The organism is Pseudoglutamicibacter cumminsii (assembly GCF_016907775.1).
Lineage (GTDB): Bacteria > Actinomycetota > Actinomycetes > Actinomycetales > Micrococcaceae > Pseudoglutamicibacter > Pseudoglutamicibacter cumminsii.
The window spans coordinates 1,636,740-1,661,394 of the sequence record NZ_JAFBCO010000001.1 but is presented as its reverse complement, the minus strand read 5'-3'; the positions used below and the strand labels follow the sequence as shown (position 1 = coordinate 1,661,394).

The 24,655-nt window shown below is 59.0% G+C and carries 16 protein-coding genes and 3 rRNA genes; 5 read left to right on the top strand and 14 right to left on the bottom strand.

What is annotated here, in order from left to right; translation table 11 throughout:
- Nucleotides 1-22 precede the first annotated feature (22 nt).
- Nucleotides 23-1,498, top strand: coding sequence for an aldehyde dehydrogenase family protein (locus tag JOD50_RS07505; RefSeq protein ID WP_204881024.1), 1,476 nt, complete (start codon nt 23-25; stop codon nt 1,496-1,498).
- A gap of 244 nt (nt 1,499-1,742) precedes the next feature.
- Here the strand turns inward: JOD50_RS07505 and rrf are convergent.
- The 6 genes from rrf to JOD50_RS07475 all read right to left on the bottom strand — a co-directional run bounded on the left by rrf (nt 1,743) and on the right by JOD50_RS07475 (nt 12,121).
- Nucleotides 1,743-1,859 (bottom strand): 5S ribosomal RNA (rrf, locus tag JOD50_RS07500).
- A 167-nt stretch (nt 1,860-2,026) separates the two neighbouring features.
- A 23S ribosomal RNA gene (locus JOD50_RS07495) occupies nt 2,027-5,136 on the bottom strand.
- Between the two features lie 505 nt (nt 5,137-5,641).
- Nucleotides 5,642-7,172, bottom strand: a 16S ribosomal RNA gene (locus JOD50_RS07490).
- The 16S, 23S and 5S rRNA genes sit together here, the layout of an rRNA operon.
- A gap of 706 nt (nt 7,173-7,878) precedes the next feature.
- Nucleotides 7,879-8,394: a ferritin gene (locus JOD50_RS07485; RefSeq protein ID WP_204881023.1), complete on the bottom strand. Its 516-nt coding sequence runs from the start codon at nt 8,392-8,394 to the stop codon at nt 7,879-7,881.
- 78 nt (nt 8,395-8,472) lie between these two features.
- Entirely contained in the window at nt 8,473-9,771 is a 1,299-nt protein-coding gene (tyrS, locus tag JOD50_RS07480) for a tyrosine--tRNA ligase (protein ID WP_204881022.1), read from the bottom strand.
- A gap of 49 nt (nt 9,772-9,820) precedes the next feature.
- Nucleotides 9,821-12,121: an AAA family ATPase gene (locus tag JOD50_RS07475; protein WP_204881021.1), complete on the bottom strand. Its 2,301-nt coding sequence runs from the start codon at nt 12,119-12,121 to the stop codon at nt 9,821-9,823.
- A gap of 215 nt (nt 12,122-12,336) precedes the next feature.
- Here JOD50_RS07475 and JOD50_RS07470 point away from each other — a divergent pair, with 215 nt between their 5' ends.
- Together JOD50_RS07470 and JOD50_RS07465 are read left to right on the top strand one after the other, a co-directional pair.
- On the top strand, nt 12,337-13,233 hold the full coding sequence (locus JOD50_RS07470) for a hypothetical protein (RefSeq protein ID WP_204881020.1): 897 nt from the start codon (nt 12,337-12,339) through the stop codon (nt 13,231-13,233).
- 201 nt (nt 13,234-13,434) lie between these two features.
- Nucleotides 13,435-14,352 carry a hypothetical protein gene (locus JOD50_RS07465; protein WP_204881019.1) on the top strand — a complete coding sequence of 306 codons (918 nt, stop codon included), beginning with the start codon at nt 13,435-13,437 and terminating at the stop codon, nt 14,350-14,352.
- A gap of 84 nt (nt 14,353-14,436) precedes the next feature.
- On the opposite strand, the gene JOD50_RS07460 is transcribed toward JOD50_RS07465, so the two are convergent.
- Nucleotides 14,437-15,003, bottom strand: coding sequence for an adenine phosphoribosyltransferase (locus JOD50_RS07460; RefSeq protein WP_239541799.1), 567 nt, complete (start codon nt 15,001-15,003; stop codon nt 14,437-14,439).
- Between the two features lie 76 nt (nt 15,004-15,079).
- Complete coding sequence (argH, locus tag JOD50_RS07455; protein WP_204881018.1) at nt 15,080-16,552, bottom strand: argininosuccinate lyase; 1,473 nt, start codon at nt 16,550-16,552, stop codon at nt 15,080-15,082.
- 108 nt (nt 16,553-16,660) lie between these two features.
- On the opposite strand from argH, the gene JOD50_RS07450 reads away from it, so the two are divergent.
- Nucleotides 16,661-17,200, top strand: coding sequence for an ankyrin repeat domain-containing protein (locus JOD50_RS07450; protein ID WP_204881017.1), 540 nt, complete (start codon nt 16,661-16,663; stop codon nt 17,198-17,200).
- A gap of 46 nt (nt 17,201-17,246) precedes the next feature.
- Here JOD50_RS07450 and argR read toward each other — a convergent pair whose 3' ends face one another.
- From argR to argC, 6 genes are all read right to left on the bottom strand, one after another.
- A complete protein-coding gene (gene argR, locus JOD50_RS07445) occupies nt 17,247-17,810 on the bottom strand; it encodes an arginine repressor (RefSeq protein ID WP_204881016.1) in 564 nt (187 codons plus the stop codon).
- Nucleotides 17,807-18,778 (bottom strand): ornithine carbamoyltransferase, encoded by a 972-nt coding sequence (argF, locus tag JOD50_RS07440; RefSeq protein WP_204881015.1) that lies wholly within the window; start codon nt 18,776-18,778, stop codon nt 17,807-17,809. The genes argR and argF overlap by 4 nt, the downstream gene beginning before the upstream one ends.
- Nucleotides 18,775-20,109 carry an acetylornithine transaminase gene (locus JOD50_RS07435; RefSeq protein WP_204881014.1) on the bottom strand — a complete coding sequence of 445 codons (1,335 nt, stop codon included), beginning with the start codon at nt 20,107-20,109 and terminating at the stop codon, nt 18,775-18,777. The genes argF and JOD50_RS07435 overlap by 4 nt, the downstream gene beginning before the upstream one ends.
- A gap of 3 nt (nt 20,110-20,112) precedes the next feature.
- On the bottom strand, nt 20,113-21,039 hold the full coding sequence (gene argB, locus JOD50_RS07430) for an acetylglutamate kinase (protein ID WP_338052119.1): 927 nt from the start codon (nt 21,037-21,039) through the stop codon (nt 20,113-20,115).
- 191 nt (nt 21,040-21,230) lie between these two features.
- Nucleotides 21,231-22,454, bottom strand: a complete 1,224-nt coding sequence (argJ, locus tag JOD50_RS07425) for a bifunctional glutamate N-acetyltransferase/amino-acid acetyltransferase ArgJ (RefSeq protein ID WP_204881013.1) — start codon at nt 22,452-22,454, stop codon at nt 21,231-21,233.
- Nucleotides 22,454-23,485, bottom strand: a complete 1,032-nt coding sequence (argC, locus tag JOD50_RS07420; protein ID WP_204881012.1) for an N-acetyl-gamma-glutamyl-phosphate reductase — start codon at nt 23,483-23,485, stop codon at nt 22,454-22,456. The genes argJ and argC overlap by 1 nt, the downstream gene beginning before the upstream one ends.
- Before the next feature lie 171 nt (nt 23,486-23,656).
- Between argC and JOD50_RS07415 the strand changes: the two genes are divergently transcribed.
- Nucleotides 23,657-24,622 carry a quinone oxidoreductase family protein gene (locus JOD50_RS07415; protein WP_204881011.1) on the top strand — a complete coding sequence of 322 codons (966 nt, stop codon included), beginning with the start codon at nt 23,657-23,659 and terminating at the stop codon, nt 24,620-24,622.
- The last annotated feature ends 33 nt before the right edge of the window (nt 24,623-24,655 follow it).

Below are 24,655 nucleotides of genomic sequence, written 5' to 3'. Positions count from 1 at the left end.
CACCAAACAGAAAGGACACAACATGTCAGAAGCGAAATCCTACGCGGACCTGATTTCTGAAGACCTGTACATCAACGGTTGGCGCGCCGGTAGTTCTGAGCGCTCCGCCACTACCTCAAACCCCTTCAACGACGAGCCGCTCGCAACCATCCGTCAGGCTTCCCAGGAAGATGTCGATGCGGCATACGAGGCAGCCGCGAAAGCCCAGCGTGAATGGGCCGCTCTCCCACCGAAGGAACGCGGCGACATCCTCAACAAAGCTGCGGACTGGATTGAAGAGAACCGTAACGCCGTCATCGAACTGATCCGCACGGAGTCTGGTTCCAGTGCACTCAAGGCCACGGTCGAGACTGGTTTGGCGGTCGGATCTCTGCGTGAAGCGGCGACCTTCCCTACCCGTATCACCGGCCAGATCCTGCCGTCCAGCACCCCGGGTAAAACCAATTACGTGTTCCGTGAAGCGTTGGGCGTTGTTGGTGTCATCAGCCCGTGGAACTTCCCGTTCACGTTGTCGATGCGCTCGGTAGCGCCGGCATTGGGCTGCGGCAACGCTGTGGTTCTCAAGCCTGCGTCTGACACTCCGCTGACTGGTGGGCTCCTGCTTGCCAAGATCTTCGAAGCCGCTGGCCTTCCGAAGGGCGTGCTCAACGTTGTTGTTGGAGCTGGTTCAGAAATCGGCGACTACTTCGTCGAACACCCTGTTCCTCGACTTATTTCCTTCACTGGTTCTACCCCGGTGGGTAAGGACGTCGGTAAGACTGCGGTTGGTGGTAAGCACATCAAGAAGGTCGCGCTCGAACTTGGCGGTAACGCACCATTCGTTGTACTCGACGACGCGGACCTTGATAAAGCAGTTGGCGCCGCAATTATGGGTAAGTTCCTGCACCAGGGCCAGATCTGTATGTCGATCAACCGCATCATTGTCGAGGCACCGCTTTATGACAAGTTCGTAGAAGCTTACGCCAAGCGTGCAGCAGGCATCGCGTACGGCGATCAGATGGATAACAGCACCATCGTTGGGCCGGTCATTAACGACAGCCAGCTGAAGTCAGTCACCGATAAGATCGCTCAGGCTCGCGAAGAAGGTGCGCGTGAAGTTGTGGCGGGGACCGTTGAAGGCCGAGTTATTTCACCACACGTGTTCGCTGATGTGACCCCGGAGATGGAGCTGTTCCGTGAAGAGATCTTCGGCCCAGTTGTCGGCATCATCAAAGCGAATGACGAGGCCCACGCTCTTGAGCTCGCTAACGACACCGAGTTCGGTCTCTCTTCGGCTGTATACACGCGTGATTTGACGCGAGGTATGCGTTTCGCCCGCGATGTTAAGGCGGGTATGACTCATGTCAATGACATCACGGTCAACGATGAAGCTCATGTGATGTTCGGCGGCGAGAAGAACTCTGGCCTGGGCCGTTTCAATGGTGAGTGGGCAATCGAAGAGTTCACTACCGATCACTGGGTTAGCGTCTCGGAAGGCACGGACCAGTTTCCGTTCTAATGAATCATCTACGTTGCCGCTGATATAGGACGCGGCGCAAACGGTAAGTGCGGCCCGTGTTGTAAGCAGGGGCCGCACTTTCCGTTGAGACACACGACGCTGTTAAATCGAAGATCGATGTTTGTTGTGTGCTCTTGTTGTTGTGTGTTGGTGGTTTAAACGGAGTGTTGGTCCTGATGCTTCGACCGAACCCCTGGTGTGGGGGTTGGGAGCTTCAGGACCAACATCCTCTATATGTGGTTATGTTCGGCGGTGTCCTACTCTCCCACAACCTCCCGGTTGCAGTACCATCGGCGCTGTGGGGCTTAGCTTCCGGGTTCGGGATGGGACCGGGCGTTTCCCCCACGCTATAGCCGCCGTAACTCTCTCACCCCTGCCAGTGTTGCTGGTGGGGAAACCTGTGTGTTACGTGCACACGCGTGTGTGCTGTTGTATTGAATTATGTGTGTGTCACCCTAAGGGGTGGGTTTGTGGTGTGGTGACCGCTTAGTGGACGCGAACCCCTCGTTGTTTGAGGATGATGTGTTGGTGTGTAAGTGATCGGCCTATTAGTACAGGTCAGCTGAACACGTCTATGGTCCGTGCGTACACTTCCTGCCTATCAACCCAGTGGTCTAGCTGGGGGCCTCTCCCAAACAAGTTTGGATGGAAATGTTATCTTGAAGCAGGCTTCCCGCTTAGATGCTTTCAGCGGTTATCCTTCCCGAACGTAGCTAATCAGCGGTGCACCTGGCGGTACAACTGACATACCAGAGGTTCGTCCGTCCCGGTCCTCTCGTACTAGGGACAGCCCTTCTCACATTTCCTACGCGCGCAGAGGATAGGGACCGAACTGTCTCACGACGTTCTAAACCCAGCTCGCGTGCCGCTTTAATGGGCGAACAGCCCAACCCTTGGGACCGACTCCAGCCCCAGGATGCGACGAGCCGACATCGAGGTGCCAAACCATGCCGTCGATATGGACTCTTGGGCAAGATCAGCCTGTTATCCCCGAGGTACCTTTTATCCGTTGAGCGACAGCGCTTCCACAAGCCACTGCCGGATCACTAGTCCCGACTTTCGTCCCTGCTCGACCTGTCAGTCTCGCAGTCAAGCTCCCTTGTGCACTTACACTCGACACCTGATTGCCAACCAGGCTGAGGGAACCTTTGGGCGCCTCCGTTACCATTTAGGAGGCAACCGCCCCAGTTAAACTACCCATCAGGCACTGTCCCTGACCCGGATCACGGGCCGAGGTTAGACATCCGATACGATCAGAGTGGTATTTCAACAATGACTCCACAACCACTGGCGTGGCTGCTTCACAGTCTCCCACCTATCCTACACAAACCGCACCGAACACCAATACCAAACTATAGTAAAGGTCACGGGGTCTTTCCGTCCTTCTGCGCGTAACGAGCATCTTTACTCGTACTGCAATTTCGCCGAGTTCATGGTTGAGACAGCAGGGAAGTCGTTGCTCCATTCGTGCAGGTCGGAACTTACCCGACAAGGAATTTCGCTACCTTAGGATGGTTATAGTTACCACCGCCGTTTACTGGGGCTTAAATTCTCCGCTTCGAACCACAAGGGTTCTAACAGGTCCTCTTAACCTTCCAGCACCGGGCAGGAGTCAGTCCGTATACATCGTCTTGCGACTTCGCACGGACCTATGTTTTTAGTAAACAGTCGCTTCCCTCTGGTCTCTGCGGCCCACACCCGCTCACCCCAGCACGTGGGGGTCACGGGGCAGGCCCCCCTTCTTCCGAAGTTACGGGGGCATTTTGCCGAGTTCCTTAACCATGATTCTCTCGTTCGCCTCGGTATTCTCTACCAGATCACCTGTGTCGGTTTCGGGTACGGGCAGCTAGAACCTCACGTCGATGTTTTTCTTGGCAGTACAGGATCACCGGATCACCCACCAATTTGTGGGCGCCCATCAAGTCTCAGCCTCAAGTGGTGTACGGATTTACCTATACACCGGCCTACACTCTTAGACCAGGTCGATTCCATTGCCTGGCCCGGCTACCTCTCTGCGTCACACCTGTTAACACGTTTACCTCCACAATTCGGGTCCCACGCCGCACACACCAGCCAGCTACTAAGTAGCCAGTCAAGCATGCTTGGGGTGGTTAGCATCATCGCTTCGATATGGGCGGTTCTTCGCCGGTACGGGAATATCAACCCGTTGTCCATCGACTACGCCTGTCGGCCTCGCCTTAGGTCCCGACTCACCCAGGGAAGAAAAACTTGACCCTGGAACCCTTGATCATTCGGCGGACGGGTTTCTCACCCGCCATTCGCTACTCATGCCTGCATTCTCACTCGAACACGCTCCACCTGATGGTTTCCACCCAGGCTTCACCACATGCCCGACGCTCCCCTACCCACCCCACAATATGTGGAGTGACACAGCTTCGGCGGTGTACTTGAGCCCCGCTACATTGTCGGCGCGGAATCACTTGACCAGTGAGCTATTACGCACTCTTTCAAGGGTGGCTGCTTCTAAGCCAACCTCCTGGTTGTCTCAGCAACTCCACATCCTTTCCCACTTAGCACACGCTTAGGGGCCTTAGCTGATGTTCTGGGCTGTTTCCCTCTCGACTCATGAAGCTTATCCCTCACAGTCTCACTGCTACGCTCTCACTTCACCGCATTCGGAGTTTGGTTGACGTCAGTAACCTTGTAGGGCCCATCAGCCATCCAGTAGCTCTACCACGGTAAAGAAACACGTAACGCTGCACCTAAATGCATTTCGGGGAGAACCAGCTATCACGGAGTTTGATTGGCCTTTCACCCCTACCCACAGCTCATCCCCCCAGTTTTCAACCTAGGTGGGTTCGGTCCTCCACGTGCTCTTACACACGCTTCAACCTGGCCATGGGTAGATCACCCCGCTTCGGGTCTAGACCGTGCCACTGAAACGCCCTATTCAGACTCGCTTTCGCTACGACTACCCCACACGGGTTAACCTCGCGACACAGCACTAACTCGCAGGCTCATTCTTCAAAAGGCACGCCATCACCCGTATAAGGGCTTTGACGGTTTGTAAGCGCATGGTTTCAGGCACTATTTCACTCCCCTCCCGGGGTACTTTTCACCATTCCCTCACGGTACTGATCCGCTATCGGTCATCAGGTAGTATTCAGGCTTACCAGGTGGTCCTGGCAGATTCACACGAGATTCCACGAGCCCCGTGCTACTCGGGTCATACGATCTAGCGGCGGAACATCATACGACTACGGGACTCACACCCTCTACGGTGCAGCACTCACACTGCTTCGTCTCCACGCCCGCACCTCACCAGCCAGCCACGGCAGCAACTGGACACATACACCCACAACCCCTATACCGCAACCCCTGCCGGGTATCACACGATACAGGTTTAGCCCCATCCGCGTTCGCTCGCCACTACTAACGGAATCACTATTGTTTTCTCTTCCTGAGGGTACTGAGATGTTTCACTTCCCCTCGTTCCCTCCATAACACCTATATATTCAGTGTCAGGTCACACACCTCACAGCATGCGGGGTTCCCCCATTCGGACATCCTGGGATCACCGTCCGGTTATCAACTCCCCCAGGCTTATCGCAGATTCCCACGTCCTTCATCGGCTCCTGATGCCAAGGCATCCACCATACGCTCTCAACAACTTACACACACAAGTGCAAACCATTGATTCATGAGCAACAAAACACAACCCACACAACCAACAAAAGCAAAAAGCAAGCCGATCGTGTCGGGTTGAGAAAATCACATACATGAAAACAACACCCCACAAAAAAGAGGGGGCGTCATCCTCACAAGATGCTCGCGTCCACTATGCAGTAACCAAACAACAACCCCACACCCACCAACCACACCACACACACCAACCCTAAAGATCAGTGCAACAAGTAGCGTGTTGTATTAGGTCGGGGACACTAGAGAAACAACCACACCACACTCAACACCAACACGAGGTGCCCTTCACTGTGGTGGCCTGTTGCTCCAGGACCCAACAATGCGCCAAGACCCACACACCATCCGGTGCGTGGTTTCGTTGATATTCCACCCATGAGCATGGCACCTGTCAACACCCGTGACAGCAGCACCACATATTCTCTGACACCACAAACACACCACACACATACCGTGTAGCCGGTGGTGTTGAGTGCTCCTTAGAAAGGAGGTGATCCAGCCGCACCTTCCGGTACGGCTACCTTGTTACGACTTAGTCCCAATCGCCAGTCCCACCTTCGACGGCTCCCCCCACAAGGGTTAGGCCACCGGCTTCGGGTGTTACCAACTTTCGTGACTTGACGGGCGGTGTGTACAAGGCCCGGGAACGTATTCACCGCAGCGTTGCTGATCTGCGATTACTAGCGACTCCGACTTCATGGGGTCGAGTTGCAGACCCCAATCCGAACTGAGACCGGCTTTTTGGGATTAGCTCCACCTCACAGTATCGCAACCCATTGTACCGGCCATTGTAGCATGCGTGAAGCCCAAGACATAAGGGGCATGATGATTTGACGTCATCCCCACCTTCCTCCGAGTTGACCCCGGCAGTCTCCCATGAGTCCCCACCATCACGTGCTGGCAACATAGAACGAGGGTTGCGCTCGTTGCGGGACTTAACCCAACATCTCACGACACGAGCTGACGACAACCATGCACCACCTGTGAACCAGCCCCGAAGGGAAAACACATCTCTGCGCCGATCCGGTCCATGTCAAGCCTTGGTAAGGTTCTTCGCGTTGCATCGAATTAATCCGCATGCTCCGCCGCTTGTGCGGGCCCCCGTCAATTCCTTTGAGTTTTAGCCTTGCGGCCGTACTCCCCAGGCGGGGCACTTAATGCGTTAGCTACGGCGCGGAAAACGTGGAATGTCCCCCACACCTAGTGCCCAACGTTTACGGCATGGACTACCAGGGTATCTAATCCTGTTCGCTCCCCATGCTTTCGCTCCTCAGCGTCAGTAACAGCCCAGAGACCTGCCTTCGCCATCGGTGTTCCTCCTGATATCTGCGCATTCCACCGCTACACCAGGAATTCCAGTCTCCCCTACTGCACTCTAGCCTGCCCGTACCCACTGCACACCCGGAGTTAAGCCCCGGGCTTTCACAGCAGACGCGACAAACCGCCTACGAGCTCTTTACGCCCAATAATTCCGGATAACGCTCGCGCCCTACGTATTACCGCGGCTGCTGGCACGTAGTTAGCCGGCGCTTCTTCTGCAGGTACCGTCACCCAAAAAGGGCTGCTTCCCTACTGAAAGAGGTTTACAACCCGAAGGCCGTCATCCCTCACGCGGCGTCGCTGCATCAGGCTTGCGCCCATTGTGCAATATTCCCCACTGCTGCCTCCCGTAGGAGTCTGGGCCGTGTCTCAGTCCCAGTGTGGCCGGTCACCCTCTCAGGCCGGCTACCCGTCGACGTCTTGGTAGGCCATTACCCCACCAACAAACTGATAGGCCGCGAGTCCATCCCCAACCGATAAATCTTTCCACCCCCCACCATGCGGCAGGAGGTCATATCCAGTATTAGACCCAGTTTCCCGGGCTTATCCCGAAGTCAAGGGCAGGTTACTCACGTGTTACTCACCCGTTCGCCACTCATCCACCCAGTGCAAGCACCAGGCTTCAGCGTTCGACTTGCATGTGTTAAGCACGCCGCCAGCGTTCATCCTGAGCCAGGATCAAACTCTCCGCAAAAAACATAAAACGATGTTCACTAAAGCGGACAACCACACCACAAAGAGCGGGAAAACGCCCCCACAGCATGGCCAACATCTAATCCAAGCAGAAACCCACACACCCCGACAGGGATCAAGGCATGCAGGCAACCACCAAACAAAAAAATATTTGGTATCAACAAACAAACTTGGCACACTATTGAGTTCTCAAACAACAGACACCCAAGAATCCACGCCCCACAAACCCACACACAACATGCGAGAAAAGAAAAATAACCAGGACGCTTCACTCAAGAGCGGATACCCACACTACCACAAACTTTCCAAAAGAACAAAACCAGGTAAACACCCAGAAACTCAACCATGAAACCCTTAGGCCTCAACCAGGAAAGCAGCGATATGAGAGATATAAAACCCCGAAACCAAAACAGCAACAAACTATTAGAGGTTTGAAGGGTTATTGTCCACCAGACACGCCGGCAACCGGCACTCCATCTCGGCGGGCAACAGGAAAACACTCTACACACACCCACACCAAAAAGCAAAACCGCCTAAGCCGCTCCCCTGAAAACCGCGAATTCACAGGGTTTAGCTCAATTGCTAGGCAGCGGATCGGATCGCACTGAAGCAACTTAAACACTGCAGGTGGCTATCGGCGTCATGCCGATGGCCACCTGCAACTAAGGAACAGTCAGCGCGAGTGTCTCGCGCATCGGGTCCTGAAATTATTCGTCTTCGGTTCCGTCGCTCGTGCGGGAACCCAATGCGGCGTCCAAACGCAGCAAGCCGGAACCATCGTTGCCGACCAGCTTGATCTGGCCCAGGATCTCGCCCACGGTGTCCTCTTCCTCGAGCTGTTCGCTGATGAACCAGTCGAGCAACGGTCGGGAATCGATATCCCCGGCCGCATCAGCTGTGCGGTACAGGTCGCGAATAGCCTGGGAGACCTTCTTCTCGTGGTTCAGTGCCGCAGTGAAGATGGTCTCCGGGGACGCGTTCTCCTCAACCTCCGGAGCAGCGATAGCCCCAATCTTCGGGGAACCGTCACGAGCCAAGAGGTGGTTGATGAACTTGTTCGCGTGCTCGATCTCTTCGTCAGCTTGCGCTCGGAGCCACTTCGCAAAACCAGTCAGGTCTTGCTTATCGGCCTCAATAGCGAGCTGGCGGTAGACCATGTTCGCTTCGAATTCGAGAGTGATCTGTTCGTTGATCTTTGCTTCAAAATCAGGTGTCAGCGTCATGATCCTCATGCTACGCTCCTCCCCACTAGTAAGGAAGGGTTCATCGCTATAGGTGAAAACAGGACTATCCTCAGAGGCTTACACCAAGCGAACAGCAGCCAACGTACGACGGCCGCGGCGCAGAATCAGGACGTCCTTCTTCTCAGTTCCTGATACCAGACCAGAACCAACCTCGAAGGTTTTGTCAGGGTCGCTGACCTTGACGTTATTCACGTTGATAGCGCCTTCACCCAGCGAACGGCGGGCCTCGGACTTCGACTTCGAGATCCCCGAAGCAACCAGAACATCAACGATGTTCGAGCCACTCTCAGCCTCAGCGCCATCTAGCTCAGCGAACACGGCATCGACCGTGCCGGCATCCAACGCTTCCAACTCACCGGAACCGAACAAAGCCTCCGACGCATCGATCGCGGCCTGCGTAGCTTCCGCGCCGTGAACCAGCGAGGTCACTTCCCACGCAAGACGCTTCTGCGCTTCGCGACGGAACGGCTCGTCCTCAACCTTCTTCGCGTACTCCTCAATCTCCGGGCGATGCAGGAACGTGAAGACCTTGAGGCGGTCAATGACGTCGGCATCAGAAGTGTTGAGCCAGAACTGGTAGAAGGTGTACGGCGAGCACATCTCGGCATCAAGCCAGATCGCGTTACCTTCAGACTTACCGAACTTGGAGCCATCCGAGTTCGTGATGAGCGGCGTACCGAACGCGTGAACCGAAACACCCTCCACGCGACGAATCAGATCCGCGCCCGAGGTCAGGTTGCCCCACTGGTCCGAACCACCCGTCTGCAGAACGCAATCGTATTCGCGGTACAGGTTCAGGTAGTCCATGCCCTGCAGAACCTGATACGAGAACTCGGTGTAAGAAATACCTTCCTCAGAGGCCAGGCGCTTAGCCACGGTCTCCTTGCGGATCATCGTGCCCACACGGAAGTACTTACCGACATCCCGCAAGAAGCTCAGCGCGGACAGGTCCTTAGTCCAGTCAAGGTTGTTGACCATGCGCGCGGCGTTCTCGCCCTCGAAAGACAAGAAACGTTCAATCTGCGCGCGCAGACGCTTAACCCATTCCTGGACCGTCTCAGGGGTGTTCAAAACGCGCTCGGCGGTCTGACGTGGGTCGCCGATCAAACCGGTCGAACCACCCACAAGACCCAACGGCTTGTGGCCTGCCAGCTGCAGGCGACGAAGAACCAGAATCTGCACCAAGTTGCCCAAGTGCAGCGACGGGGCCGTCGGGTCGAAGCCACAATAATACGTAATGGGATCCCCTGCCAGAACCTTCTCCAGGGCCTCCTCATCGGTGGACACGTACATGAGGCCGCGCCACTTTAGCTCCTGGAAAATATTTTGAAATGAGGGGTCGTTTGTTTGTGCCATTACGTCGGCTTTCTCCTTTTCCGTTACACAGGCAATGGTACCAACCGGATTACTGTTGTTCAGTTTGTAACGCCGCCGGCAAACCGCCCTCAGTTGCGAGCACGACGAGGTCCTGCGTGGTACGGGTCATGGCAACATACAGGCCCGCCGCGGTGTGGTCCTCAGCGACGATCACATTCGGTTCCACAACAACCACCGCATCGAACTCAAGGCCCTTAGCTTGGTCCGTGCTCAAAACTACGATGCGCTGGCCGGCCGCCGCGTCGCCGGCACCGGTTCCTACCTGGTCACCAAATCGCCGCGACAAAGCTTCCGAAACCTCACCTTGCTGAGCTTGCGGGCAGATCACGGCGATGAGACCCTGGCTCGTCTGCTCCAGGAAGCGGGCCACCGCATCGGCGGCGTGGGTCAGGATCTCAGTGGAATCGCTGAGTTCCAGAATCGCTGGGTCGGTCTCGGCGTCCCGGACCGCCTCAGCGGCAGAGATCGGCAAGCCTTCGGACCGAGCGAGCTTTTCCGCGAGCTCGACCACCTGGCGCGGCGTGCGGTAGTTCACGGTCAGCTCTTCCAGCCGGTACCGATCCCCCAAGTGAGGTTCCAAAGCCTCCGCCCACGACGAAGCAGAGCCCACGGTGGTTGCCTGCGCGATATCGCCCACGATCGTGAACGACTTCAACGGGCCACGCCGCATCAAAACTCGCCACTGCATACCGGTGAGCTCCTGCGCCTCGTCCACGATCACATGACCATACGTCCATTCACGGTCGCGCTGCGCACGCTCCACCGCACTCAGGCCCGTAGCCCGGTGCGCGTTGAACTCGAGCAGCATGTTCTCGTCAACCACGCCGTCAACGCCCAACTCTTCAAGCTCCGCGTTGACGTTTTCGAGAGCCTTCTTAGCGTTTTCGGCATCACGCTCACGTTGCGCTTTCTCCGCACGCTGCTCGCTCGAAGCAGCGGGAAGCGGCCCGAGCAGCTCAGCGGCCTCGTCCAACAACGGAACGTCCGCATCCGTAAACGCGGCCCCAGGCTCCCGCAGCAGCGCCTCACGCGAAGCATCGGACAGCCGCGGCAACACAGCGTCCAGGATCTCCGGCTTACTAAACAGCTCACCCACGAGCTGCTGAGGGGTCAGCGGCATCCAGCACAAGTTCAACGCGACGCGCACATCGCGGCTTGCACGCACATCGCGCTCAAGGGCCGCGGCTTCCTGTTCCGATCCCTGCACGCCATCGCTCTTGACAGCTTCCTGGTAGAGCTCCAGGATCTGCTCGACCGCGTGATCCACGAACATCTCGCGCGCCTGGTTGTGCGGTTGACGGCTTGCTCTCGCCGCGGCGAGCGCCCGCTTGATGACCTTGGGCTTGAGCGTGAGCGTCAGGCCTTCGACGGTGATCTTTCGTTTGCCTGGGATGGTGCGTTGGCGCTGGGCTACCGCACGCTTGATGACATCGGCCATCTGCAGAGAGCCCTTGAGGTAGGCGGCGCGGCGATGAGTCTCCGGGACGCCCTCAACACCCGGGAAGAGGGTCGACACGGTGGACATGACGACGCCGGTCTCACCGAGGGACGGCAACACGCGTTCAATGTAGGACATGAACGTCCGCGAAGGGCCCACGATCAAAACCCCGGCGCGCCCCAAACGTTCGCGCTGCTGATATAAGAGGTACGCGGCACGATGCAGCGCCACCGCGGTCTTGCCCGTTCCAGGCCCGCCTTGAACAACAGTGACACCGCGCATCGGGGCGCGGATGATCGCGTCCTGTTCCGCCTGAATCGTAGCGACAATATCGCCCATCTTGCCCGTGCGCGGAGCGTTCAAGGCGGCGATGAGTGCACCATCGGAATGCGATGCGCCAGCCGCCGTCGCAAGGTCAGGGTCCAGCACGTCGTCTTCACAGGCCGCCACGGTACGGCCCTTGAGGCTCAAGTGGCGGCGGCGAGCCACACCGAGTGGTTCAAACGGCGTCGCTTGATAAAAGGTTGAGGCCTCCGGGGCGCGCCAGTCGATCAGCAACCGCTGCTGGTCTCCGTCTGTCAGGCCGATTCGGCCGATATAGCGAGCCTTGTCCTGATCGATAACGGGATCACCGCCACGCCACTCGATGTCTTGGCTACGGTCGATACGTCCAAAAACAAGGCGGTGTTCAACCGCGTCAAGCTGCGCAATCCGGTCCTCATAGAGCGCTGCGAAAGAATCCCGCTCCGACGCGTTCTGCACACTACCGATCGCGCCCGTCGACTGGACCTGACGAAGCTGTTCAACCTTTTCTGCACGCAACTGATCCACGCGGTCATACAACCGCGAAACATACCGCTGCTCTGCCTCGTCAGACCGTGGTTCCTGCACGCGACCTCCCTGTACCCGCCATCGTGTCTGCCTAGTGTTCTACCCATGGCTCTATCTAAGGGCTCCACGACGAGCTAATAAATACGCGACCGTCCATTCTACGCGTTCGTGGTTACAGCACTCGCATACACTTACTAAGGAGTGCCGCGTCAATATGTACGCCTCATCATTCACGACACAACCGACCTGCCGTCCTTCACATCAGGAGTTCCGCTGTGACAGAGCCTCGCGCACACCGAGCTTTTGCCATGCGCTCCGTGGCAAGTCTGCTCGCGATAGGTTTGCTGGCCGGTTGCACCCAAGCGACGGAAGAGAAACCCACGCCTTCGGATACGCCAACGCACGATGGCGGCGCCACTTCCAGCGAAACGACGGCTTCATCTGATGCCACGTCCTCGGGCCCTGCTTCTGGCAAGGAAACTGCTTCTGACAAGGAGACAGAGTCCGCTTCAAAAAAGCCAGAACCTAGCGGAGCAGATGAGGCCGGGCAGGAGGCTCCGCAATTTGCTGATATACGTTTCGACATTCTCAACACTCTCGCGACGATGTCGACCTATAAAGCGAGCGGAACCACCGTCTTCAAGGGCCTCACTATCGACTTTGTTGGGGTCTTCCACCGCCAGCCCACCCACGCCATGGCGCTCGAAGGTCAAGTAACCGGCACTCGCGCCGACGGCCAGCTCGTCCTACTCCTCGACGAGGACACGGTATACCTGCGGGGCGACCGCGACTTCTGGGACACCCTCGGAGCGGGAGCACAAGAAGGCGCAGACGAACACATTCAGAACATAGTCGACAAATACGTCAGCATGACCCCGCTAGACGCCCAGCTAGATAACCTCGACCCGGTTCGTCTGAGCGACTTGATGCTTGCGACTATCAAGTGGGATTCCTTCACCGAACCGGCGGAGGAAACCGAGTTCAACGGCAAGAAGGTACTCAAGTACCTCGGTGCAGATGACGTCGTGATTTACATCGATGCGGAGTCCCACGAGCTTCACGCGATCGACACGCGCATCGGCGGCCACATGGTCCAGTTCAGCCACTTCAACCAGACCGCGCTGATCCCACAACCTGAGGCGAACGACACAGTTCCTTGGTCAGCTCAATAGGGTTTTGCTGCCCGAGTAATCTGACCGGTCCGTTCGTTTGTCCTTCACTTCCATTCCGCAAGGCCGTAATCTTTTCATACGAAACTGACAGCAACTTGCACATAGATGACCTTTCACACGGCCATCCCGATGGTTTACTGACAGGCGGACCACCGCACAGAATGAACCATCACACGGAACGAAAGGAACCGTGAGATAAGAATGAAGACGACTAAGCTTCGCGCAGGGATCGCGATTCTCTCCCTTTCCGCTCTGGCACTCACCGGTTGCGGCAACGGCGGCAACGGCGGCAACGACCCTGCCCCGAACAACGGCCAAAATTCACAGCAGCCAGGCAACAACGGCGAACAGCCGCAACCACAGCCACAGGGTCAGGCCAAGCCGTTCTCCGAGATCAAGGACGACGTCCAGCAGCAGCTCACGGATATCAGTTCATACAAGTTGCAGGCCGAGATCACCACGTCTACCGGCACGATGCAGCTCACCTCGTCTCAAACCGTCAAGCCATCGATCGCTGCGGATATGCAGATGAAGATGGACATCGCCGAGAAGGGTCAGAAGATCAACGGTGGCTTCCACATCATGCTTGTAGGCGACCAGATGTACATGAAGTTCGACGACCAAATCCTCGACTCCATGATGGCCGAGATGGGAAGCGCTCCGCCTGAAATACGCCAGCGTTTCGAAGGTATGCGTGGCAAGTTCATGAACATGCCGATGTCTGCAAGCGGCCAGAACGCCCCGACGCCACAGGACTTCACCGAGTTCACTGACGGCCTGGACTTCTCGCAGTTCGGGGAGCAGGGCGAGCCAGCGCAAGTCAACGGCCAGAACGCCTTCAAGTACAGCGGAACGAAAGACGGCGCCGAGACCTCGATCTTCGTTGACGCAGCAGACGGTAAGACCGTCATCGCGATTGAAGGTAACGCGTCCGACCTCGTTTCCGACGAGCAGGTCAACGTAGGTAACCAGTCCGCCACCGGCCAGAAAGCACAGGACGCCAAGGGCCGTGCGCGCATCAGCAACATCAACGAACAGTTCAACATCCAGGCCCCATCCCAGGACCAGATCGTCGACATGAAAGAGCTGATGGGTAGCCCAAACGGTAGCAACTTCTAACCGTCACACAGCTACGCTCTTCACAACACATAAAGTAGGGGCCGATCGTCACAAGACGATCGGCCCCTACTTTATGTCCACCCATCACACGCGCTGCAACGCATGAACCTTCCACGGGTCAAGCTTCTCGCAGCCACCCAAGCCATCCAGCTCAAGAACCACCGCAATACCAGCAACAGTTCCACCGACCTGTTCAACCAGCGACGCAGCCGCAGCGGCCGTACCTCCCGTAGCCAGCACATCGTCAACCAACAAGACGCGGCCACCCTTAGGCAACGCATCACGGTGAACCTCGAGCGTCGCGGTACCGTACTCAAGCTGATACTCACGCGAATACACTTCACGCGGCAACTTGCCGCCCTTACGCACCGTCATCAGCCCAACACCGGCCGCATACGCAACCGCAGAAGCCAGCAAAAAGCCGCGTGCTTCCAAGCCAGCAACAGCATCGAACTCGCCAGCGAACGGCTCCGCCAACGAATTCACAACACGATGCAGACCCTCAGCATCAGCGAAAACCGGCGTCAAATCGCGGAACGTGATGCCCGGCTCGGGGTGATCCGGGATGATCGCGCACAGACGATCCAACATCTGCTCAATAGATTCCTCAGGTTCCCCCACCGCATCCGCGGCATGCTTACCCTGACGCATCTGGACAGGCTGATTCATGACAGCATCCTTCGAGATCAACGGGTGTTCTCCTTAAAACTTAGCCGCGCTGTAAAACCTAGTTGCGAGGACCAAACGAATCCGAATGCAACGGATCATCAGCGTACTGACGCACCTGATGCACAGACTTGATGAGCGCCTCGAGCTGACGCGCCACCGCATCGGGCGCCGTGCCACCCTGACCAGAACGAGCCTCAAGCGAACCACGCGTAGACAAAACTTCGCGCATCTGCGGAGTCATCGCCTCAGAGATGCCCGCGTAATCCTCATCGGTGAGGTCCCACAGCTCACAGTCCTTCGACTCAGCCAAAGACACCGCCTGGCCGGACAGCTCGTGAGCCACGCGGAACGGAACGCCCTGCTTAACAAGCCACTCAGCGATGTCAGTAGCCAACGCGAAGCCCTGCGGAGCGAGCTCTGCCATGCGCTCAGTGTTGAAACGCAACGTAGCGACCATGCCAGAAACAGCCGGCAGCAGAATCTCCAACGTATCCGCGGCATCGAAAACTGGTTCCTTGTCTTCCTGCAGGTCTCGGTTGTATGCGAGAGGAAGGGCCTTCAACGTAGCCAAGAGGCCCGTCAAGTCACCGATAAGACGCCCAGCCTTACCGCGAGCCAACTCAGCGATGTCCGGGTTCTTCTTCTGAGGCATGATCGAGGAACCCGTCGAATAACGGTCATCCAGGAACGCGAAGTTCGCTTCCTTAGTCGCCCAGAAAATGATCTCCTCAGAGATCCGCGACAAATCCACACCGATGATCGCGCACACCCACGCGAACTCCGCGTATACATCGCGCGAAGCCGTACCATCGAGCGAGTTCCACGTAGCCGAGGCGAAACCCAGGTCTGCGGCAACCCGGTTAGGGTCCAGACCCAGCGTGTTACCAGCCAGCGCGCCGGAGCCGTAAGCGGAAACGTTAGCGCGCTCATCCCAGTCTCGCAGACGTTCGACGTCGCGCAACAGGGCCCACGCGTGCGCGAGCAAGTGATGGCTCAGCAAGATCGGCTGAGCATGCTGAAGGTGCGTGCGTCCCGGCATCGGCGCGTACGGATGCGCTTGCGCCTGCTGAATCAACGCGTCGATGACGTCCAGGACGCCGCGAGCGATCAGGCGTGCGTGATCGCGCAAGAACATGCGGCCCTGCGTAGCGATCTGATCGTTACGGGAACGTCCCGCACGCAACTTACCGCCCAGCTCAGCTCCCGTGCGCTCAATCAAGCCTCGCTCAAGCGAACCGTGAACGTCCTCATCGCTGAGAGCCGGCTGGTACTCGCCCGAAACGACATCCGCATCGAGCTTCTCAAGCCCCGTGAGCATGCCGTCGAGCTCTTCATCGCTCAGCAGGCCGGCGCGGTGCAGCACATGCGCATGCGCCTTCGACCCCGCGATGTCATAACGTGCCAGGCGCCAATCGAAATGCGTCGACTTACTCAACGCGGCCATCGCATCTGAGGGCCCATCGGCAAATCGACCACCCCACAACGAACCCTCGTTCGTACCGTGAGGTTGTGCGTTCTTTTCTGCCGTCATGTACTACTCCTTGAAAGGCCGAGATTCGGGCGCAATGCACCGCCGTCCATTCTATCTGTGACCGCTACAAGAAGCGGCCGCAAGCCCCGCTTAGTTACGATGTTTCCTATGAGTGGGACACACAATTCGACACATGATGAACAACCAGATGCCGCGGAGCTAGGTGAAGCGCAGCCTCTGCACCCGGCGGATCCTCGCCGCCGCTCCGGAACCGATTTCGAAGCCGCGATCGCCGCACCAAGCCAGGTTGGCGGCAACGGGCCGGAACTGAGCGACGAGCAGGTCGAGTTCCTCAACAAGCTCTTCGACATGGCGCGCGAAGGTGACCGTTTGCTCATCGAATACGTCAAGCAAGGCGTTCCCGCCGAGATCCAGAACAGCCGCGGCGACACGTTCCTGATCCTCGCGGCCTACTCCGGCCAGGGTGAGCTCGCACTCGCGCTCATCGACCAAGCTGGCGCCGACGTCAACTACCTCAACCAGTCGAACCAGTCGGCCTTGACCTGCGCTGTGTTCCGCGGGGATGAGGCGCTTGTACGCGGCTTGTTGGAGCGTGGCGCACAGCCCGATGTGGGAACCCCTAACGCGATCGACGCGGCGAAAACCTTCGGACAGGCGGCACTGCTGCCGCTGTTGGAAGGTAAGTAGAGGCCGAGAGCCGGCAGGCGTGTGAAACCCACGCCTGCTGCCGCTGTCAGATACCGCCCGCTAGATCCAGGAAGCGGCGGGCCACATCGTCCCCTCCTTGCGGATCCCGCGTGATGATCAGCACAGTGTCGTCGCCGGCTACCGTGCCGAGAATCAGTGGGATACCGGCGCGGTCGATCGCCTGAGCCAAGAAGTTCGCGGCCCCCGGCGGGGTGTGCAGAACCGCCATGTTCGCGCTCGAATCAGCCGAAACCAAAAGCTGCGTGCACAACTGGGCGAGCTTGCCGCTCCACGCTTCCGGCTCACTCGTGGTGCTTGCGTGCGGACGCGTCAAAGCGGCTGGGTCTTCGCCGTCGGCCAACAGACGGTACACATAGCCCGAGCCGTTCGCGCCACGCACACGCACAGCGCCAACGTCCAGCAGGTCGCGCGAAAGCGTGCCCTGCGAAACGTGAAGACCCTCATCAGCCAGGATGTCGACCAGCTCAGCCTGGGACCCCACGGCCGCGGAGCTCAGGATCTCGCGGATGCGGGCCTGCCGTGCGGTCTTGGTCGTCAGCTGAGTGGGCGTTTTGGCTCCAGCTACTGCCGAATGCACCGACTCACTCATCGAGCGTCCTCCTTGCTGTTCGAGGCATCCGCCGACAGTCCGGATTCATCCAGCAGGAACGTCAACAAAGCCTTCTGAGCATGCAGACGGTTCTCTGCCTCATCGAACACAACCGATTGCGGGCCGTCGATGACCGACTCGGAAATCTCAAAACCGCGGTAAGCCGGCAAGCAGTGCAACACGATCGCGTCATCTGCGGCGTGGCCCATCGCGTCATCATCGACCGTGTAATCCGTGAACAGCTTGAGCCGCTGTTCCTTCTCGTCTTCCTGGCCCATCGAAATCCAGGTGTCCGTAGCCACCACATCGACGTCCTTCAGGGCCTCTACAGGGTCGGTTGTCACCAGTACACTACCGCCGGTCTCCGCGGCGAGCGTCTGGGCCTCAGCAACAACGTCCTCGGCTGGAAGGTAGCCTTCAGGGCCGGCGATCCGCACGTGCATTCCGGCGTTGACGCAACCCAAGAGGTAGGAGTTCGCCATGTTGTTGGCGGCGTCCCCCAGGTAGGCGATGTTCAAGCCCTCGGTTTTGCCCTTGTGTTCGCGAATCGTCAATAGATCGGCGAGGATCTGGCACGGGTGGTAGTCGTCCGTCAGCGAGTTCACGACGGGGATGGTCGAGTGGGCCGCGAACTCTTCAATGTCAGCGTGCGCGAAGGTGCGCCACACAACTGCGGCAACCATCCGGGAGAAAACCTTCGCGGAATCCTCGATGGTCTCCTTATGCCCCATCTGTGCTTCGCCCGGACTGATGATGAGAGCATGCCCACCCAAATCAGCGACGCCGGTCGCAAACGAAAGCCGCGTACGTGTTGAGGTCTTATCGAAAATCACGGCAACAGTTTGCGGGCCAGCCAGCGGCGAGCGCGACCAACGCTCGGCTTTCAGCTGCACCGCCATGTCCAGAACCCGGCGCTGCTCATCGGGGCTCAGGTCTGTGTCCTTCAGGAAGTGGCGTACAGAGCTCATGCTTTCGTGCCCTCTTTCTGCGTGTTCTTGTTCACCGTGCGCTCAGCTTCGAGCGCCTTCACGGCTTGAGCGTGGATGCTTGCGAACGAGGCGAGGAAGGTCCCCAGCTCGTCGCGGGTGATGTTGAGCGGCGGAGCCAAACGAACCGTCGATGGGCCCGTTGCGTTGATGATGAAACCGGACTCAAGCGCGATGCGGACCATGTGAGGCGCAATGCCCTCGCCCACTTCAACGCCCAGCAGAAGCCCCTTGCCGTGAACCGACTCGACTTCAGGCAACGTGGCGAGTTGCTCGGCAAGCCACGCGCCTGTTTCTTTGACGTGCTCCACGACTCCCTCAGCTTCGAGGGTCTCCAGCACCGCGAGGCCTGCGGCCGTCGCAACCGGGTTACCACCAAAGGTCGTACCGTGCTGGCCTGCGCTGAGCCGCTTCGAGTTCTCCTCACCAAACGTGACCAAAGCACCCAGCGGCATCCCGCCGCCCAAGCCCTTAGCCAGCGTCATCGCATCCGGGGTCACGCGACCCAGCGAGGCGAACCACTCGCCCGTGCGAGCGATACCGGTCTGGACCTCATCGACAATCATGAGCGCGCCATGCTCACGCGTGACGGCACGAACCGCTTCGAGGTAACCCTCCGGAAGCTCACGCACACCGGCCTCGCCCTGAATCGGCTCAAGTATAACGGCCTGAACCGTGTCATCCACAGCGGCTTTGAGCGCTTCCACATCACCCGGTTCGATCCACTCAACGCCCGGGAGCAACGGCTCAAACGGCGCACGGTAATCGGGTTTCCACGTCATCGACAACGCGCCCATCGTGCGGCCATGGAAGCCCTGCTTCAACGCAACGATGCGGGTGCGCGGCTTGTCTTCGGTGCCGGCGTTGCGGCGGGCCAGCTTCAACGCGGCCTCATTGGACTCAGTACCCGAGTTCGTGAAGAACACGGCCGAACCCTCTGGAGCGTCCGTGAGCTCAAGGATCTTCTCTGCAAGCCCGACCTGCGCCGGCGACGTAAAGAAGTTCGAAACATGCCCCAAGGTCGAGATCTGCTCAGTCACAGCCCCCACGACGGCCGGGTGCGCATGCCCCAACGCATTCACCGCGATACCCGCGAGCAGATCCAGATACTGCTTGCCATCCGCATCCCACACGTACGAGCCCTTACCCCGCACCAGCGGACGCTGCGGCGTACCAAACACACCCATGAGACTGTGCTTATACCGCCCCAACAGGCTCTCATTCGACGCATCCTCAGCGGCCGCTCCCCCGCGCCCCTGCTGGGCCAGCGCCAAGGCCGACTGAGCTACCGCATCGTAATCATCAACAGACATGACTCACTCACCCTCCCCATCAGGAACCACCTGCGTACCAACGCCGGCGGACGTGAAAATCTCCAGCATCATGCTGTGCGGCTTACGTCCATCCACGATGTGAGCGCGCGACACACCAGCCTCAAGCGCCGCCAAGCACGCGGCCATCTTCGGGATCATGCCCGACTCAAGTGACGGCAAAAGCTCCGTGAGTTCACTGACCGTGAGCGAAGAAATCAGCGAATCCTTATCAGGCCAATTCGCGTACAGGCCCTCGACGTCCGTGAGGATCACGAGCTTCGACGCACCCAACGCACCCGCGAGCGCAGCAGCCGCGGTGTCAGCGTTGACGTTGAGGACCTCGCCGGTGGGCTGGCCCCACTCATCGATCTCCGGGGCGACAGTCGAAATCACCGGGATGCGGCCCGCATCGATCAGGTCCTCGACCGCGCTCGGGTCAACACCCGTAACCTCACCCACGAGGCCTAGGTCGACCTCTTCGCCGTCAACCACGGTGCCGCGGCGGCTCGCACGCAAAAGCTGGCCATCCTCACCCGAAAGCCCTACGGCATAGCGGCCGTGCGAGTTGATTAAGCCCACGAGCTCGCGGCCCACTTGCCCCGTCAAAACCATGCGGACGATGTCCATGGTCTCCGAGGTGGTGACCCGCAGGCCGCCCCGGAACTCAGACTCGACACCCAGACGGTCCAGCATCGCGTTGATCTGCGGCCCGCCGCCGTGCACAACCACCGGGTGCACACCCATGTGGTGCAGGAACACGATGTCCTGGGCGAACGCCTCCCGCAGCTCATCGTTGATCATCGCGTTGCCGCCGTACTTGATGACCATGCGCGTGCCCGCGAACCGCTGAATCCACGGCAACGCCTCAACCAGCGCCTCGGCCTTGCGTGCGGCGAGCGCGAGGCGTTCCGCCTGGGAACGCTGATTGATCGGCGTCTTGATCGACGATGTCTGCGGTGCCGAGTTCTGTGCTGCTGAGTTCTGTGTTGTTTGATTCTGTGGATCTGGGTTTTGTGGGCGGGAGTGTGGGGTGCTCACAACGTTTCCTTAGTGGTGTGGTTAAGAGTGCTGTAGCCGACGACGGCGACGGAGCTACGGACGGCTCAGGCGAGGCAGGCAACTCAGGTCGAGTAGGCCGAGTTTTCCTCGACGTAGTCGTGGGTGAGGTCATTGGTCCAGATCGTCGCCGATGCGTTGCCGGCCTTCAGATCGATCTCGACGTGCACGTCACGTTGCGCTGACAAGTCGACGAGGTCTCGCGAATCCCCTACCCCACCGTTGCGGGCAACCCAGACTCCGTTCATCGCCACGCTCAGGTTCTCGGGTTCGAAGACGGCTTGCGTGGTGCCGACTTCGGACACCACACGGCCCCAGTTCGGGTCGTTACCGAAGATCGCGGTCTTGAACAGATTCGAGCGAGCCACCGCACGGGAAACCTCGAGCGCGTCAGCTTCGCTTGCGGCGTTGATGGTCGTGACAGCGATGTCGTGGCTTGCACCCTCAGCGTCGCTGAGCAACTGGCGCGCCAGGTCAACGCACAACGACGCAAGCAGCTGTTCGAAATCGTCGTCCGCCTCGACACCGGAAGCACCCGAGCTCATGAGCAGTACGGTGTCATTCGTGGACATGCAGCCATCCGAATCGGCCCGGTTGAACGACACTTCGACAGCCTGCTGCAACGCCGTTTCGAGCCGTTCCTGAGCGATCACGGCATCAGTCGTGATGCACACGAGCATCGTGGCAAGTCCCGGCGCCAGCATTCCGGCGCCCTTCGCCATGCCACCGATCGTGTAGCCCGCATCGGCGGTCACCTGGGCCTGCTTCGCGACAGTGTCCGTGGTCATGATCGCGTGCGCCGCATCAGCGCCCCCATCAGCCGACAGCTTCGCAAACGCATCGTCTGTGCCGGCAAGCAGCGTGTCCATCGGGAGCAAAACACCGATCATGCCGGTCGAGGCCACCTGAACCTCATCAGGCTCGCAACCCAACAGATCAGAAACGTGCTGGCAGGTCGCCAACGCGTCCGCGAGTCCCTGCTGGCCCGTGCACGCGTTCGCGCCACCCGAGTTCAAAATCATCGCGCGAGCGGAACGGTTACGCTCAAGCGCAGCACCAGAAACACGCACCGGCGCAGCACACACGCGGTTCGTCGTGAACACGCCCGCGGCCACATCGTGCGGGCCGTCGTTGACGACCAACGCAACATCCGGCTTACCCGAAGGCTTCAGGCCCGCCGTCACGCCAGCCGCACGGAAACCTTTCGCCGCAGTAACACCCGCGAGCGTTTGCGCATCCTCAGCTGACGTATACGCCGGAAGCGGTTCAATACTGACTTTTTCGCTCATTACGGAGCCATACCTTCCTGCTGCAGACCAGCAACCTCATCGAGCCCGAGCGCAATGTTCATCGACTGAACCGCACCACCCGCGGTCCCCTTGGTCAGGTTGTCCACCACCGCGGTCACGATGACGCGGCCGGCATGTGCATCGAAGGCCAGCTGCATCTCAACGTGGTTGGAGCCAAGTACGTGCTTGGTGTGTGGCCACTGGCCTTCCGGGAGGACGTGCACGAACGGCTCATCCTGGTACATCGCCGTCCACGCGTCGCGGAGCTGTTCCGCGGTCACGCCAGGCTTGACGCGCGCGGTCGCCGTGGTGAGGATTCCACGCGGCATCGGGGCAAGAGTTGGAGTGAAGGAGATCTGGACTGGTTCCCCGGCGAGCGCGCTCAAGCCCTGCTCGATCTCTGGGGTGTGGCGGTGCATACCGCCGACGCCGTACGGGCTCATCCCGCCCATCGTCTCCGCGCCGAGAAGGTGCGTCTTGAGCGACTTGCCCGCGCCAGACGTCCCGGAGGCCGCAACGATGACAACATCCTGCGATTCCACAAGCCCCGCTTCCATACCCGGGGCGAGCGCAAGCTGAGCCGACGTCGGATAACATCCAGGGACCGCGATGCGCTTAGTACCGCGCAAGTTCTCGCGGTGGCCTGGAAGCTCCGGTAGGCCATAAGGCCACGAACCGGCGTGCTCGCTGCCGTAAAACTTTTCCCACGCAACCGGGTCTTCGAGGCGGTGGTCTGCCGCAGCATCAATCACCAGGACATCGTCACCGAGCTGCTCCGCGATCTCAGCGGAAGCGCCGTGCGGGAGGGCTAGAAACACGACGTCATGGCCGGCGAGGGTTTCGGCATTCGTAGGTTCAACCACGCGGTCCGCCAAAGAACGCAAATGCGGCTGAGAAACACCCAACCGCTCCCCTGCACTCGAATGCGCCGTGACCGCGCCAATGCTGACATGTGGGTGCTGGGTGAGCAGGCGCAAAACCTCGCCGCCCGCATAACCTGTGGCACCAGAAACCGCTACCGAATACGTCATACGGCCATCATACGCCGCTATATTCACTCCAACGAATAGTTATGCAATCATGACGGGCCGGGAATGATCAGCGCATCTGAACGGCTATACGCAGTGAGCCCGAGCCGATGCCTCAGAGCAGACGCTCCAGAAAGCCCGAACGTGTCGAAAAATATGCAAAGGAGTCCACGCATGGCCCGCGCAATCCAGATGACCCAGACCGGAGGGCCTGAAGTCCTCACCCTCGCTGATGTTGAGGTTCCCGAGCCGGCGGCCAACGAGGTTCTCGTCAAGGTCGCTGCCGCTGGCGTGAACTTTATTGAGACCTATCAGCGCAGCGGCGTCTACCGTGTGGACTTGCCTTTCACCCCAGGCAGCGAGGGCGCAGGCACCGTGACCGCGGTGGGCTCCGAGGTCATGAACTTCTCCGTTGGCGACCTCGTCGCAACCGCAGGTGGGCGCGGTTCTTACTCCGAATACATGCTTGTTGAAGAGAGCAAGCTTGCGCGGATCCCGGACGGCATCGACCTCACGACCGCGGCGGCCCTGCCACTGCAGGGTTTCACGAGCCACTACCTCATCAACTCGACCTACGATGTGCAGCCCGGCGATGTGGTTCTCACCACCGCCGGTGCGGGCGGCGTGGGCGGGCTCATGACCCAGATGCTTAAGGCCAAGGGCGCAACCGTCATCACGACGACCTCGAGCGATGAGAAGGCCGCGATTGCGAAGGCTAAGGGCGCGGACTACGTGCTCAAATACGGCGAGGTACCCGAGAAGGTCCTTGAGATTACGGACGGTCGTGGCGTGGATGTCGCCTACGATGGGGTCGGTAAGGACACGTTTGACAACTCACTGGCAAGCCTGCGGATCCGCGGGATGCTCGTGCTCTTCGGCGGCGCGTCCGGACAAGTCCCGCCGTTCGACCTGCAACGGTTGAACTCGCAGGGCTCGATTAGTGTGTGCCGCCCGACGCTGGCCCACTACACCCTCACGGCTGAAGAAGTTCAATGGCGCGCCAACGATGTGTTCGGGATGCTTGCTGACGGAAAGCTTGACGTCAGCATCGGCGGCACCTACGACCTCGCCGATGCAGGCAAGGCCCACGCGGACCTTGAAAGCGGTTCGACGACCGGCAAGCTCGTGCTCACGGTCTAAACCAACTCTCACGAGCTGAGCCAAAGCAGAGGA

What these genes read in the sequence shown, in the direction of transcription:
- argR (WP_204881016.1), bottom strand. Translation starts at nt 17,810, where the DNA reads ATGAGTGAGTCGGTGCATTCGGCAGTAGCTGGAGCCAAAACGCCCACT.
- JOD50_RS07485 (WP_204881023.1), bottom strand. Translation starts at nt 8,394, where the DNA reads ATGACGCTGACACCTGATTTTGAAGCAAAGATCAACGAACAGATCACT.
- JOD50_RS07460 (WP_239541799.1), bottom strand. Translation starts at nt 15,003, where the DNA reads ATGCGTCAGGGTAAGCATGCCGCGGATGCGGTGGGGGAACCTGAGGAA.
- argJ (WP_204881013.1), bottom strand. Translation starts at nt 22,454, where the DNA reads ATGAGCGAAAAAGTCAGTATTGAACCGCTTCCGGCGTATACGTCAGCT.
- tyrS (WP_204881022.1), bottom strand. Translation starts at nt 9,771, where the DNA reads ATGGCACAAACAAACGACCCCTCATTTCAAAATATTTTCCAGGAGCTA.
- argC (WP_204881012.1), bottom strand. Translation starts at nt 23,485, where the DNA reads ATGACGTATTCGGTAGCGGTTTCTGGTGCCACAGGTTATGCGGGCGGC.
- JOD50_RS07450 (WP_204881017.1), top strand. Translation starts at nt 16,661, where the DNA reads ATGAGTGGGACACACAATTCGACACATGATGAACAACCAGATGCCGCG.
- argH (WP_204881018.1), bottom strand. Translation starts at nt 16,552, where the DNA reads ATGACGGCAGAAAAGAACGCACAACCTCACGGTACGAACGAGGGTTCG.
- JOD50_RS07415 (WP_204881011.1), top strand. Translation starts at nt 23,657, where the DNA reads ATGGCCCGCGCAATCCAGATGACCCAGACCGGAGGGCCTGAAGTCCTC.
- JOD50_RS07465 (WP_204881019.1), top strand. Translation starts at nt 13,435, where the DNA reads ATGAAGACGACTAAGCTTCGCGCAGGGATCGCGATTCTCTCCCTTTCC.
- argF (WP_204881015.1), bottom strand. Translation starts at nt 18,778, where the DNA reads ATGAGCTCTGTACGCCACTTCCTGAAGGACACAGACCTGAGCCCCGAT.
- JOD50_RS07435 (WP_204881014.1), bottom strand. Translation starts at nt 20,109, where the DNA reads ATGTCTGTTGATGATTACGATGCGGTAGCTCAGTCGGCCTTGGCGCTG.
- JOD50_RS07505 (WP_204881024.1), top strand. Translation starts at nt 23, where the DNA reads ATGTCAGAAGCGAAATCCTACGCGGACCTGATTTCTGAAGACCTGTAC.